General features: G+C 73.2%; 11 protein-coding genes. 4 read left to right on the forward strand and 7 right to left on the reverse strand.

The genetic code is table 11. The features are described from left to right. Nucleotides 1–100: 100 nt before the first annotated feature. Genes AB0B35_RS35930 through AB0B35_RS35940 form a run of 3 tightly spaced genes read right to left on the reverse strand, consistent with a single transcriptional unit; the run spans nucleotide 101 to nucleotide 2,869 of the window. Nucleotides 101–1,300 carry a helix-turn-helix domain-containing protein gene (locus AB0B35_RS35930; protein WP_361054504.1) on the reverse strand — a complete coding sequence of 400 codons (1,200 nt, stop codon included), beginning with the start codon at nucleotides 1,298–1,300 and terminating at the stop codon, nucleotides 101–103. 41 nt (nucleotides 1,301–1,341) lie between these two features. Next, on the reverse strand, nucleotides 1,342–2,154 hold the full coding sequence (locus tag AB0B35_RS35935) for a hypothetical protein (protein WP_361054507.1): 813 nt from the start codon (nucleotides 2,152–2,154) through the stop codon (nucleotides 1,342–1,344). Nucleotides 2,155–2,206: 52 nt separating this feature from the next. Then, on the reverse strand, nucleotides 2,207–2,869 hold the full coding sequence (locus AB0B35_RS35940; protein ID WP_361054510.1) for a hypothetical protein: 663 nt from the start codon (nucleotides 2,867–2,869) through the stop codon (nucleotides 2,207–2,209). Between the two features lie 230 nt (nucleotides 2,870–3,099). Between AB0B35_RS35940 and AB0B35_RS35945 the strand changes: the two genes are divergently transcribed. After that, entirely contained in the window at nucleotides 3,100–3,705 is a 606-nt protein-coding gene (locus AB0B35_RS35945; protein WP_361054513.1) for a copper resistance CopC family protein, read from the forward strand. Between the two features lie 56 nt (nucleotides 3,706–3,761). On the opposite strand, the gene gltX is transcribed toward AB0B35_RS35945, so the two are convergent. Together gltX and AB0B35_RS35955 are read right to left on the reverse strand one after the other, a co-directional pair. Beyond that, complete coding sequence (gene gltX, locus AB0B35_RS35950; protein WP_361054515.1) at nucleotides 3,762–5,189, reverse strand: glutamate--tRNA ligase; 1,428 nt, start codon at nucleotides 5,187–5,189, stop codon at nucleotides 3,762–3,764. A 116-nt stretch (nucleotides 5,190–5,305) separates the two neighbouring features. Next, nucleotides 5,306–6,982: a glycosyltransferase family 39 protein gene (locus AB0B35_RS35955; protein ID WP_361054518.1), complete on the reverse strand. Its 1,677-nt coding sequence runs from the start codon at nucleotides 6,980–6,982 to the stop codon at nucleotides 5,306–5,308. Nucleotides 6,983–7,080: 98 nt separating this feature from the next. Between AB0B35_RS35955 and AB0B35_RS35960 the strand changes: the two genes are divergently transcribed. Next, nucleotides 7,081–8,754 (forward strand): stealth family protein, encoded by a 1,674-nt coding sequence (locus tag AB0B35_RS35960; protein WP_361054521.1) that lies wholly within the window; start codon nucleotides 7,081–7,083, stop codon nucleotides 8,752–8,754. Nucleotides 8,755–8,768: 14 nt separating this feature from the next. Here AB0B35_RS35960 and AB0B35_RS35965 read toward each other — a convergent pair whose 3' ends face one another. Both AB0B35_RS35965 and AB0B35_RS35970 read right to left on the reverse strand, forming a co-directional pair. Continuing rightward, entirely contained in the window at nucleotides 8,769–10,565 is a 1,797-nt protein-coding gene (locus AB0B35_RS35965) for an ABC transporter ATP-binding protein (RefSeq protein ID WP_361054524.1), read from the reverse strand. Between the two features lie 9 nt (nucleotides 10,566–10,574). Then, nucleotides 10,575–11,105 carry a MarR family transcriptional regulator gene (locus tag AB0B35_RS35970; protein ID WP_361054527.1) on the reverse strand — a complete coding sequence of 177 codons (531 nt, stop codon included), beginning with the start codon at nucleotides 11,103–11,105 and terminating at the stop codon, nucleotides 10,575–10,577. An 84-nt stretch (nucleotides 11,106–11,189) separates the two neighbouring features. On the opposite strand from AB0B35_RS35970, the gene AB0B35_RS35975 reads away from it, so the two are divergent. After that, a complete protein-coding gene (locus tag AB0B35_RS35975; RefSeq protein ID WP_361054530.1) occupies nucleotides 11,190–12,494 on the forward strand; it encodes an MFS transporter in 1,305 nt (434 codons plus the stop codon). Further along, nucleotides 12,487–13,140, forward strand: coding sequence for a ThuA domain-containing protein (locus tag AB0B35_RS35980; protein WP_361054533.1), 654 nt, complete (start codon nucleotides 12,487–12,489; stop codon nucleotides 13,138–13,140). Before AB0B35_RS35975 ends, AB0B35_RS35980 begins: the two co-directional genes overlap by 8 nt. Nucleotides 13,141–13,207 lie beyond the last annotated feature (67 nt).

The following is a 13,207-nucleotide window of genomic DNA, read 5'->3' on the forward strand; positions in this document are numbered from 1 at the left end:
TCACGGACCGGCGCGCCGTTGCCGGGGATGACTAAATCCTCCTACCGATGTTGTGGGTACCCCACAAAGATCGGCGTACGGTGGCGGAATTTTGTCCTGTTCATGTCGGCTTGGTGAGCTGTTCGCCCTGCGTACCGGGCTCGAGCCGGCCCAGCGCCAGCGCGATCTTGAGGGTGAACGCGTCACGCGGAGTCAGTGGCCCGAAGCCTGTGACCTCGGCCACTCGGCGCAGGCGGTAACGCACCGTGTTCGGGTGAACGAAGAGCGCCCGCGCGGTCGCCTCCAGCGCCCCGCCGTGCGTGAGGAACGCGTCCAGTGTCTCCAGCAGCTCCCCGCTGGTCCGCGCGAGCGCGCCGTACGCCGAATGGCGCAGGATGCGCCGGGCCTCCCCGTCTCCGGCCAGGGCACGTTCGGGCAGCAGGTCGTCGGCGGCCACCGGCCGGGGCGCGGCGGGCCACGCGGGCGCGGCCCGGTACCCGGCCATCGCCGAACGGGCCGATTCCGTGGCCGCTTCCAGCGACGGCACCGCCGGGCCCACCACCACCGGGCCCTCGCCGAACGCGGGCAGCAGCCGTTCCGCCACCGCCACCGGGTCGGCGGCCCCGCCCACCACCACGACCAGCCGGTCGCCGTGCACGCCGCCGAGCACCTCGACGTCGGCGCGCCGCGCCGCGCGGTGCACCCCGTGCAGCACGATCGCGGCCTCGCCACCGGGGGAGCGGCCGACCACCACGGCGACCGGCGGCGCGTCCGTCCAGCCGAGCGCGGCCGCGCGGCTGGCCAGCACGTCCGCGGAGTCGCCGCGCAGCAGCGCGTCCACCAGCAGCGCCTGCAGCCGGGCGTCCCACGCGCCGCGCGACTCGGCCGCGCGGGCGTACACCCGGGCGGCGGCGAACGCGACCTCGCGGGAGTAGCGCAGCACCGCCTCGCGCAGCTGCTGCTCCTCGCCGGGCGCGGCCAGGTGCGGCACCTGCTCCTCGACGACGTCGATGGTGACCTTGATCAGGGCGACGGTCTGCTGCAGGTTGATGCTGCGGGCCAGCGCCCGCGGCGCGACGTCGAACACCTCGTCGGAGACCGCCTGCGGCCCGCCCCGCGCGCCCGCGCCCGTGCGCAGCCACTGCACCAGCGACTGGACACCGGCCTGCGCCACCAGCATGACCCACGACCGCTGGTCGGCCGGCAGCTCGCGGAACCACGGCAGCGACTCGTCCATGCGTGACACGCTGGCGGTGGCCAGGGCGCCGGCGGACCGCTCGATCTGCCGCAGCGTCGCGGCCAGCGGTTCGCCGTCGGTCATGTGCCCCATATTAGGGAGCCTGCGGGCTCCACCGGCCCGGCTCAGTGGGGCTGCCCGTCCGTGCCGCCCTGCTGCGGCGCGGCGTAGGGCGTGGTGGCCGGGTTCCCGCCGACGGGCTGGGCCACCGTGGCCGGGTCTAACGGGGTCGCGGCGTACGGGTCGGGCGCGGCGGTAGGCGCCTTGCGGCGGGTCAGCCAGACGGCCAGGAACACGATGCCGATGATCACGGCGAGGCCGAGCGCGCCGCCGACCACGGCGACGACCAGCCACGGGAAGGCGCTGCCCTCCTCGGCCACGGCGCGCAGCTCGTTCTTGCCGCCCAGGGCGACGTTCCAGCGCACGGTGTTGCCGTCGACGACCGCCTTGGCGTCGTGCTCGATCACCTTTCCGGGGAAGGTGACCGCGAAGGTGATCTGCAGGCTGCTCAGGAACGGCTTGACCATCTCGGCCTGCGGGCCGAGGCCGTCGGCGCCGGTGTCGAGGTCCGCGGTGAAGACGTACTTGCCGTTGGCGTGGGTGATCGAGGGCGAGCCCTTCTCACCGGTGTTGAACTCGGTCAGCGGCAGGTCGTCGTAGATGATCTTCTTGCCGTAGTACTTGCCGTCGTCGTACACCTCGGTCTTCGCGCCCTTCGGCAGCTCCGCGAGGCTGTCGCCGGCGTCGTCGAACGCCTGCTCCGGGCTCTTGCCGCTCAGCTGGAGCACCGACTTGTCCAGCGCCATGATGATCGTGCCGTCGACGGTGTCGTCGCTGTTCACGGTCATGTTCATGTCGAGCTTCATGCAGCCGGAGAGGCTGAAGGCCGCCAGGGCCAGCACGGCGAGGGTGCGCAGGGATGTGCGGGGCAGTCGCATCGGGCCAGTATGTGGCACCTGCGCCCCGGCCGGAAGCCGGGGCGCACCGACGTCAGATGGTGCGCCGGAACGCGTACGCGATGGCGAACACGCCGAGCGCGATGACCACCACGACCGCGCCGTTGAGTCCCACGAAACGCTGCCAGTCGCCGACCATGGCGCGGATGTCCGGCTCGGCCGTCGCCGACTCGACCAGACCGCCGCCCGTGCCGCCGCCCTCGGCCGGCGCGGCCGTGCCCAGCGAGATCCCGGCACCGCGCAGCGAGGCGTCCATGGTGAAGCGCCCCAGGAACCAGGCCGCGGTGACCTTGCGCTTGTCGGGCTGCGCGGCCGGGCGGAAGACCCGAGGGCCGCCCGCGGCCAGCGGGTACAGGTCGTAGGTCTGCTTGTCCACACCGTTGACCGCGGCCAGCACGACGAACTTCGGGCCGAGCTTGTCGGCGGCCGGGGCCTTGAGCGGCGACGTGCCGCCGGCCAGCCAGTCGACCTCGCCCGCCATCGCCGCGAACTGGCGCTGGTGCTGGTCGGAGCGCAGCACGATGGGCGCGGTCAGCATGTCCGAGGAGATGGTGATGGTGCGCACGGTCGGCGACGGGCTCGGCTTGGGCGACGGCGTCGGCGCGCCGAACGCGGGCGCGCCGAGCAGCAACAGGGCTGCGGCGAACAGTCCTGCCACGACCTTCACGATGGTGCCCCTCACGTTGATGCCCTGCATGGCCCCCGCCCCGTTTCGCGCTGCGTCACCTGGTGCCAGTGTGACTGGTGGTACCTCTTCTAGACCCGCGAGAAACCTGTCAGGTTGCTACGCCGATAGTCACGTTTCGGACACGGGCGCGGCACTGTCGGGCTTGGTGGGGTAACGCGCGCGATTGGTCGGGAACCGAAAGGGCCGGTAACGTCGACCAACTGCGGATTGCGGTGGATCATAACGAAGCGGAGGCGATCGTGGGGGACAGTCGGCGGCGGAGCGGGCAGGGCCGGGTGGCCCGGCGTGGCGCGGCGGTGCTCGCCGTCCTGGTGGGACTCGGCGCGCTGCTGCTCGGCGCGACTCCGGCCTGGGCGCACAATGCCCTGGTAGAGGCCTCGCCGAAGAAGGACGCCACATTGACGGCCGCCCCCGCCGCGGTGAAGCTGACCTTCCTGGCCACGCTCAAGAGCGATGGGACGAAGCTCACGGTGACCGGCCCGGACGGCGGTGTGGCGGCGGGCCCCGTGACCGTGAGCGGCAAGGCGGTGTCCGTGCCGTTCACCGGCGCCGCGGGCGGGGCCTACACCGTCGCGTACGAGGTGCTGTCCAAGGACGGCCACCTGGTGAAGGGGTCGTACAAGTTCAGCCTGGCAGTGGCCGAGAGCGCCGCCCCGAGCCCGTCCCCGGTCGCCGAGTCGGCGCAGGTCAGCCCGTCGGCGAGCCCGGCCGCGGCGAGCACCGCGCCGGTCGCCGACACCGGCTCCGGTGACCCGTGGTGGCCCTGGGTCGGCGGGGCGGCCGTGGCCGGCCTGCTGGTCGGCGGGGTCATCAACCTCGTCAAGAAGCGCCGCGAACAGGCCTGATCCGGTAACGCAGGACGCCCCCGCCGAAGCACGGCGGGGGCGTCGTCGTCTGCGGATCAGGCCGCCGCGGCCTCCAGCCGGCGCAGTGTGCGCTCGCGGCCGAGCACCTCCAGCGACTCGAACAGCGGCAGGCCCACCGAGCGGCCGGTGACCGCGACGCGGACCGGGGCCTGCGCCTTGCCCAGCTTCAGCCCGTGCGCCTCGCCGACGGTCACCAGGGTGTTCTTCAGCGACTCGGCGTCCCACGACGACAGGTCGCGCAGCGCCGCGATGACGTCGGGCAGGATGCCCGCGTCCTTGGACGCCTTCGCCCAGGACGCCTCGTCCAGCAGCGGTGAGTCCAGGAACAGGAAGTCCACGTAGGACGGCACCTCGGACAGCACCGTGATGCGGGTCTGCACCAGCTCGGCGACCTGCGCGAACACGGCCGGGTCGTACGCCTCCGGCGACCACGGCGGCGGCGTGATGCCGTAGCCCCGCTCGGCCCGCTCCTCCTCGGTCGGGAACGGCCCGGTCAGCCACGGCGCGCACGCCTCGGTGAACGCCGGCACCGACAGCGCCCGGATGTACTCGCCGTTGAACGCGCGCAGCTTCTTCTCGTCGAAGAACGCGGGGGACGGGTTGACCTCGTCCAGGCGGAACTCGTCCTCGATCACCGACCAGGGCACGATCTCCCGGTCGCCGCTGGGCGCCCAGCCGAGCAGCATCAGGTAGTTGCGCATGGCGGCGGCGAGATAGCCCTCGTCGCGGTACATCTCCAGGGCGACCTTGTCGCGGCGCTTGGACAGCTTCTGCCGCTTCTCGTTGACCACGACCGGCACGTGCGCCCACACCGGCGGGGTCTTGCCCAGCGCCTCCCAGAGCAGCTGCTGCTTGGGCGTGTTGGGCAGGTGCTCCTCGGCGCGGATCACGTGGGTGATCCCCATGGTCATGTCGTCGACGACGTTGGCCAGCAGGAACACCGGCGAGCCGTCGCCGCGGGCGATGACGAAGTCCTCGATCAGCTTGTTCTCGAAGGTCGGCTCGCCGCGGATCAGGTCGACGACCTTGGTCACGCCCTCGTCGGGGGTGCGGAAGCGCAGCGCCCGGCCCTCGCCCGCGCTCAGGCCCCGATCGCGGCAGAAGCCGTCGTAGCCGGAGTATTTGTTGTCGGTGCGGGCCTGCACGTCGTCGCGGGTGCAGTCGCAGTAGTAGGCCTTGCCCGCGTCGAACAGCTGCTGGGCGGCCTTGGTGTGCTCCGCGTGGTACGAGGACTGGAACAGCGGGCCCTCGTAGGTGTCCCGGGCGATGCCGATCCACTCCAGCGCGGACAGGATGCCCTCGGTCCACTCGGGGCGGTTGCGCGCGGCGTCGGTGTCCTCGATGCGCAGGACGAACACCCCGCCCTGCTGCTTGGCGAAGACCGCGTTCTGCAGCGCCGAGCGGGCGCCGCCGACGTGGAACATACCGGTCGGGGAGGGAGCGAAGCGCACACGTACCGTCACGACCTCCAGGGTACGGCGCGCCCCCGGCCGGCGCGCCACCAGGTTTGCCGGGGGTGTCCCCGGATACGCGGAGGGCCCGCCCCACCTGGGGACGGGCCCTCCGGGCGGGCGTGCCGCTACGGTTGCGAGGCCGGGGGCTGCTCGCGGACCAGCAGGGCCACCGCGACACCCTGGGTGCGCTGGGCGAACACCGTGGTGAACTCGTCGCGCAGCAGCTCGGCACGGGCCACCGGCATGGCCGCGAACAGGTCGCGGTCGGGCGCGGAGGTCACCAGCCAGATCCGGGTGACGCCCTTGGCGCACTCGGCCGGGTCGGCGCACTCGACGGCTTCGAAGCTGCCCCGGTCCTGACCCCGGACGGATACGAAGACGTCCTTGGGCCCGTCGAGGTCACGCAGCTCGAAGGTCATCCCGCGGCGGAAGGTGCGCGGGCCGCCGTGCGACTCGCCGCCGTAGGCGATGGCGTCGCCCGGCAGCAGGCGCGGCCGCATGATCTCCGCGGCGGTACGCAGATCCGCCTGGTTGCCGGCGGGCAGCGTGCGGGCCTCGACCTGTCCCGGCAGGCCGACCAGGGCCAGCACCGCCAGCGCGCCCAGCGACACCGCCCAGGCGGGCCCGTCCCCGGCCAGCGCTCGCCGGGCCGTGGAGCGCCGCGCGCCGGTCTCCGCCGCCTCGCCGCCGAGGATCGCCTTCGCGCTGCGCGGGCCCGCGACGGCCCGGCGCGCCGCCGTCGTCGGCGGGACCGGGGACACCGCCCGCGCCGCCGCCGCGCGGGCCGCCGGGGTCAGCGCGGCCACCCGGGCCGACGCCTCGCGCAGCGTGCAGGCGGCGAGCAGCACCCAGGCGGGCACGGTGAACAGCAGGTACCGCGACAGCATCATGTTGATCACCGGGGTGAGCGCCAGCACGGCGGCAGGCGGCAGCAGCGCCCAGGCCAGCAGGAACCGCCGGCGCGGCTCGGCCAGGCGCACCGAGAGCAGCGCCAGCCCCAGCACCGCCAGGCCGACCCAGAGCGAGCCGAAGATGCTGGTGATGAACTCCCGGATCGACTCCTCGCCGCGGTCGCCGATCCAGCCGATCTGACCGGTCTGGCGCTTGCCCAGCCACAGCAGCGGCAGCACGGGCAGGCCGCCCGCGGCGGTGGCGAGCACCCAGTTTCGCAGCGCGGCCGAGTGCAGCCCCACCGCGCCGAGCACGGCCACCGCGTACGCGGCCAGCACCGTCAGCGCCACCAGGTGCGACCAGCCGATGGCGGCGACGATCAGCGCGTACGGCACCCAGCGCCGCCACCGCTCCGGCTGCTCCAGCGCCCGCAGCAGGGCCAGCGCACCCGCCACGGCGAACGCCAGCGCGAACGCGTACGGCCGGGCCTCCTCGCCATAGCGGGAGACCGCGGGCAGCAGGGCGAACAGCAGCCCGGCGACCAGGCCGGCGCCGGGGGAGAACAGCCGCCGCCCGAGCGCGCCGATCAGGCCCGCCGCGGCGGCCATGGCCAGTGCCGAGGGCAGCCGCAGGCTGGTCAGGCCGTCCCCGAAGAGGGCGACCCACGCCCGGGTGAACAGGTAGAACGGCGCGAACACCGCATCTACCTTGGACAGCAGGAGTTCCAGCTGGTCGGTGGTGAGCGAGGCGGCCCACCAGGTGGCGTACTCGTCGCGCCAGAGGGCCCGCCGGTCGTGTCCGACCAGCACCACGAGCAGGGTGACCAGCGCCGGAATCGTGATCGGAAGGCTGCGGGCGAGCCGGGCGCCGAACGGGGCCGGGCCGAAAGCGTGCGGTTGTGGGCGGGTCAAGCGTTGACCCCCTGACGGCTGAAAACGGCAGTCAACATGAATGTCCTTATTAACCAAATACACAGTCCTATGCGGCTTATGACCTATGTTGGGTTGTTGTGAAGCAGATTGTCAAACGCCTCCTGCCGAGACCCGCGCTGCGCGCCGCCGCCTACCGGCTCCCGCTGCGTCAACGGGTCCGCATCGCCAAGCTGCTCGTCGGTGGACCGTCCCGCACCCGGCCCGCCGGCCCCGTCACCGCGTCCGGCGGCTCGTCGCCCGCCCACGCGTGGCACGACAATCTGCAGACCGTGATCGGGCTGCTGGAAGCCGACGGCGTCGACTACTTCTGCCTGCCGCACACCGACCCGCGGCGCAGCGCCGTCGCCGTCGCGGCCGAGCACCGCGCGCAGGTGCTGCGCCTGCTGCGGGGCAGGGCCGCCGGGGACACCGTCATCCGGACCCTCGACGTGGCCGGCCGCCGGGTCAGCCCGCAGCGCTGCGCGGTGGTGCAGGTCTACCGGTCCGCCGGGGCCGCGGCGAACATGCCGCTCACCCAGGACGCGTACGCCTGCGAGATCGAGTTCTGGTCGACCGTGAAGCAGCAGGGCTGGCAGGCCCCGCGCCAGGTCGGGCCGCGCAACCACAAGGTCGGCACCGTCGTCAGTGTGGACAACCCGACGCGGTACGTCGCCGCCGCGCGCCTGTCGGCGTTCGTGCCGCGCGACGCCGAGCCCCGCTACCGCAGCCGCGCCGTCTACGCCGAGCCCGGCCCCAACGACGTGCAGTTCCCCATCGACGTCGTCTACACCTGGGTGGACGGCGACGACCCGGCCTGGCGCAGCCGCAAGGCGCTGGCCCTCGGCGAGGACCCCGACGACTCGTTCGCCGGGCTGGCGACCAACGACTCCCGGTTCACCTCACGCGACGAGCTGCTCTACTCGATGCGCTCGCTGCACGCGTTCGCGCCGTGGGTCAACCACATCTACCTGGTGACCGACGACCAGACGCCGTCCTGGCTCGACCCGACGTCGCCGCACGTCACGCTGGTCTCGCACAAGGAGATCTTCGGCGACGTGGGGGTGCTGCCGACCTTCAACTCGCACGCCATCGAGTCGCGGCTGCACAAGGTGGCCGGCCTGTCGGAGCACTTCCTGTACTTCAACGACGACATGATCCTGGGCCGGCCCGTGCTGCCCACCCAGTTCTTCTTCGCCAACGGAGTGGCCAAGTTCTTCCCGTCCAGCTCGCTGGTCGACGTCAACCCGCCCGCGCCCGCCGACGCGCCCGTCGACGTCGCCGCGAAGAACAACCGGCGGCTGCTCCAGGAACGCTTCGGCACCCAGCTCTACCAGAAGATGCGCCACGTGCCGTACCCGCTGCTGCGCGCGGTGCTGGAGGAGATCGAGACCGAGCTGCGCGAGGAGTCGCACGCGACCGCCTCGCACCAGTTCCGCGACCGCGGCGACCTGTCCATTCCGTCGTCGCTGGCGCACTACTGGGCGCACAGCACCGGGCGCTCGGTGCCCGGCTCGATCAGCCACGTCTACATCGACCTGGGCCGCCTGATCGCCCCGGTCATGCTGGCCCGGCTCGTCCGCCAGCGCAACGTCGACGTGTTCTGCCTCAACGACACCAACTCGGCCGCCGGGGAGATGGACGAGCAGACCGAGATGGTGCGCGACTTCATGGAGGCGTACTTCCCGTTCCAGGCGCCCTGGGAGCTGTCCGGCCGTATGGACCTCACCCAGCGCACCGCCGAGCCCGCCGTCGCCGCCCCGGTGGCCGGCTGACCCCGCCCCTGCGCTCAGGCGGGGTCGGGGGCGGGGTCGACGAGGAACTGGTGGGCGGCGAGCTCGCGGTAGAGCGGGCTGGTGTCGAGCAGTTCCTCGTGGCGGCCGGTGGCCACGACGCGGCCGTGCTCCAGCACCACGATCTGGTCGGCGTCCACGACGGTGGACAGCCGATGCGCGACGATCAGCAGGGTGCGGCCCTGCGCGACGGTGTCGATCGCCGAGCGCAGCGCCGCCTCGTTACGCGCGTCGAGGTTGCTGGTCGGCTCGTCCAGCAGCAGGATCGGTGGCGCGGCCAGCAGCGTACGGGCGATCGCCAGCCGCTGCCGCTCCCCGCCGGACAGCAGCACGCCGCCCTCGCCGACCTGGGCGTCCAGCCCGAGCGGGGTCCGGTCGACCAGTTCTTCGAGGTTGACCGCGGCGAGCACGGCGCGCATCTGCTCCTCGGTCGCGTCCGGCGTGGCCAGCCGCAGGTTGTCCCGCAGCGTGCCGGCCAGCACCGGCGACTCCTGCTCGACGTAGCCGAGCCGGGACCGCAGCGTGTCATGGCTCAGCTCGCGCACGTCCACGCCGTCGACGCGCAGGCTGCCCGAGGTCACCTCGTAGAACCGCTCGACCAGGGACAGCAGCGTCGACTTGCCCGCCCCGGACGGCCCGACCAGCGCGGTCCGCGTACCCACCGGGGCCTGGAAGCTGACCTCGCGCAGCACCGGCTCGCCGACCTTGCCCTCGGCGTCGGTGTAGCCGAAGCCGACCCGGTCGAACTCGACCGCCGGGGCGGCGGCCTCCGCCCGGCCCGACCGGGCCGGGCCGGACTGCGCCGGCACGTCCGCGCCTTCGAGCGGGATGACCAGCACCTCCTCCATGCGCTGCAGCGCACCGAGACCGGCCTGCAGTTGCGTGTACGCGTTGAGCGCCTGACCGAGCGGCATCACCAGGAAGAACACGAACAGCACGAAGGCGACCAGGTCGCCGACGGTGATCGCGCCGGACGCGACGCGCGCCCCGCCGACGCCCAGCACCAGCAGGAACGAGCCCTGGATGGTGGTCACCATGGCGGGCTGCACGATCGCCTGCAACCGGGCGATCCGCACCCCCGCGTGGTACGCCTGCTCGGCGCTGTGCGCCACGGTCGCCGTCTCCCGGGCCTCGGCCCGGCTGGCCCGGATGGTGCGCGCGGCGGTGATGGAGCGTTCGACGGCGGCGGTCATCTCGCCGATGCGCGCCTGCGCGTCGCGGGACATGCCGCGCACCTTGCGGGCGAAGTAGATGCCGCCCGACATGCCGATCACCAGGCCGATCAGGGTGACGCCGAACAGCAGCGGGTCCAGCAGCACCATCGCGGTCGCCGCGCCGACCACCATGATCGCGCCGCTGACGGTGTCGAACAGGCCGGAGGTGACCACGGCCCGCAGCAGCGTGGTGTCCGCGCCGACCCGGGACAGCAGGTCACCGGTGCGGCGCTGGTCGTACTCGGCGATCGGCAGGCGCAGCAGGTGCCCGGCCAGGCGGCGGCGCGACGTGAGGACCAGGCCCTCCGCGGTGCGCTGGAGCAGGAAGTGCCGGAAGCCGTCGACCGCGGCGACGCCGACCAGCGTGACCACGAGCGCGAGCACGCTCGCGCCGATCGGCGTACGCGCGCCGAGCCCGTCGAGCACGTTGCGGGTCAGCACCGGCTGCAGCAGCGTGCCGGCGGTGGTGACCAGGGACAGGGCGGCGACGACGAGCAGCGAGGAGCGGTGGGCGCGCAGGTACGGCCAGAGCGTGCGCAGCCCCACCTGGGGCATGGCGGCGGGGTCTTCCGGGGGCATGCCCCGACACTAGCCGCCGCCGTGCAACGGCTGTCCTGAGCTGCGGTCTCCCGGCTGCTCGGCGGCGAGCATGACCCGGCGCAGCAGGTCGGCCAGCGTACGCCGCTCAGCCGCGTTCAGCGCCCCGAGCAGCCGGTACTCCTCGTGGCCGAGCACGTCCATCGCGCCGAGCCAGGCGGCGCGGCCGGACTCGGTCAGCTCGATGTCGACTCGCCGCCGGTCGGCGGCCGACGGGGTGCGGCGGATGAAGCCGCGCTGCTCCAGCCCGTCCAGGCGGCCGGTGATCGTCGCGGGGGCCATGGCCAGGTCGCCGGCCAGCTCCGACGGTGCGGCGCGGCCACCCCGCCCGGCCAGCGAGTGCAGCGTGTCGAACTCGTGGCGCTGCAGGTCGAAGTCGACGAGCGACTGCTCGCGTACCCGTCGCAGGTGGTGCGACAGCTTCTTCATCCGCGTCACCGCGGCCTCGATGTCGGGGTCGAGGTCGGGCAGCACGGGCAGCCAGCGGGCGACGTGCGCGTCCACCGAGTCGCGGGGCTCCATGCCGGTGATCCTATGACGGCCACGACCTTTCGGAACCGAATTGTTCGTTGACAAAAAGTTCGGTACCGAAATATCTTGGCGAACATGGCCCACCCCCTGCGCCAACGCGCCTTCCGGCTGCTCTTCGTCGGCCGCACCCTGTCCTCGCTGGGCGACTTCGTCATCCCCGCCGCGCTCGCCATCGCCGTGCACCACGCCACCGGATCCAGCGGCGCCCTGGCACTGGTGCTGGCCTGCGCGATGGTGCCCCGGCTGGTGCTGCTGCCGCTGGGCGGCGTGCTCGCCGACCGCCACGACCCGCGCCTGGTGGCGCTGTCCGCCGACCTTGTCCGGTGCGCCGTGCAGGTGTTCGTCGGCTGCGAGCTGATCGGCGGAGATCCGGAGCTGGCGCACCTCGCCGTCGCGTCGGCGGTCGGCGGAATCGCCTCCGCGTTCGCCATACCCACCACGTCACCGCTGGTCGCCGGGGTGGTGGACGGCGACCAGCGGCAGGCGGCCAACGCCGCGATGGCCGTCGCCACCGGCGTCACCCGGCTGGCCGGGCCCGCGCTGGCCGGGGCGCTGATCCTGTTCGCCGGGGCGGGCTGGGCGTTTCTGCTCGACGGCGCGTCCTTCGCGGCCAGCGCGCTGCTGCTGGCCGTCATCCGGGTGCGGCGGGTGCCGGTCGAGCGCCGCACCCTGCTCGCCGACCTGGCCGCGGGCTGGGCCGAGGTCCGCTCCCGGGACTGGTACTGGACCAGCCTCATCGCCCACGCCGCGTGGAACGGCGTCGCCGCGGTGCTGATCACGCTGGGCCCGGCCATCGCCGTCGACCGGCTCGGCGGCGACGCCACGTGGGTGCTCGTGCTGGAGGCCGGTGCGGTCGGGTTGCTGCTCGGTTCCCTGATCGCGAGCCGGGTGCGCCCCCGCCGCCCGGTGCTGGTGGCGAACCTGGGCCTGGCCACCTACGCGCTGCCGCTGGCACTGCTGGCGGTGGCCGCCCCGGCGCCGGCCGTCATCGGCTCGTACGGCCTGGCCATGGCGGCCCTCGGCTTCCTCAACCCGGTATGGGAGACGGTCGTGCAGGCCGAGATCCCGCCGCAGGCGCTGGCCCGGGTGACGTCGTACGACTGGCTGTGCTCGCTCGCGGCCACCCCGGTCGGCTACGCGCTCGCGCCGCTGGCCGCGGCGGCCTGGTCGCCGCAGGTCCCGCTGTTCGCCGGGGCGGTCGTGGTGGCCGCCGCCTGCCTCGGCACCGTGCTCGCCCCCGGGGTGCGCCGGATCGGCCTGCCCGGCCCGATGCCGTCCCCGGCCGCGGCCGAGCCCGTGGGAGCCGCTCGTTGCGACAGCCCGCCAAGGGGCGTGCTCGCCGGCCAGCAGGAAACCGTTTACCCTGTGCGCCATGCGTAGCGCGTTGATCGTCCGCGGTGGGGCCGACTTCCACGACCCCGTCGGCACCACCGACAGCTTCCTGCCCTTCCTCAAGGACCAGGGCTTCGCCGTCGAGATCGCCGACGATCTGTCCGTGTACGACGACACGGCCCTGCTCGCCCGTACCGACCTGATCGTCAACTGCTGGACCACCGGTGACCTCAGCCCCGACCGGGCCCGCCATCTCGACGACGCCGTCCGCGCCGGCACCGGCCTCGCCGGCTGGCACGGCGGCATCGTCGCCGCGTTCACCGAACGCCGCTACCAGTGGCTCACCGGCGGCTGGTTCACCTGCCACCCCGGCGACTTCGTCCCGCACACCCTCACCGTGCGGCCCGAGCGCGCCGACCACCCGATCGTCACCGGCATCAGCACCGTCGCCCTGCACACCGAGCGCTACTGGATGCTGGCCGACCCGCTCAACGACGTCCTGGCCACCATCACCTTCCCCGTCGAGGACGGCGAACCCTGGCGCGAGCCGGTCACCCACCCCGCCGTGTACACCCGGCAGTGGGGCCAGGGCCGCATCTTCGTCTCCACGATCGGCCATCACCTGCCCGACCTCGACATCCCCGAGATCCGCACCCTCACCGAACGCGGCCTGCTCTGGGCCGCCCGCCCCTGAACCACCGCCCTGGCCCTGCCGCTGATGTGCCGCTACGGCCACCCGATCGGCGGCTGACCGACCAGAC

The organism is Catellatospora sp. NPDC049133 (genome assembly GCF_040648455.1).
Lineage (GTDB): Bacteria > Actinomycetota > Actinomycetes > Mycobacteriales > Micromonosporaceae > Catellatospora > Catellatospora aurea.

Bases quoted from the DNA above. Each gene is read 5' to 3' on its own strand.
- AB0B35_RS35930 (WP_361054504.1), bottom strand. From the start codon at position 1,300: ATGACCGACGGCGAACCGCTGGCCGCGACGCTGCGGCAGATCGAGCGG.
- AB0B35_RS35935 (WP_361054507.1), bottom strand. From the start codon at position 2,154: ATGCGACTGCCCCGCACATCCCTGCGCACCCTCGCCGTGCTGGCCCTG.
- AB0B35_RS35940 (WP_361054510.1), bottom strand. From the start codon at position 2,869: ATGCAGGGCATCAACGTGAGGGGCACCATCGTGAAGGTCGTGGCAGGA.
- AB0B35_RS35965 (WP_361054524.1), bottom strand. From the start codon at position 10,565: ATGCCCCCGGAAGACCCCGCCGCCATGCCCCAGGTGGGGCTGCGCACG.
- AB0B35_RS35970 (WP_361054527.1), bottom strand. From the start codon at position 11,105: ATGGAGCCCCGCGACTCGGTGGACGCGCACGTCGCCCGCTGGCTGCCC.
- AB0B35_RS35975 (WP_361054530.1), top strand. From the start codon at position 11,190: ATGGCCCACCCCCTGCGCCAACGCGCCTTCCGGCTGCTCTTCGTCGGC.
- AB0B35_RS35980 (WP_361054533.1), top strand. From the start codon at position 12,487: ATGCGTAGCGCGTTGATCGTCCGCGGTGGGGCCGACTTCCACGACCCC.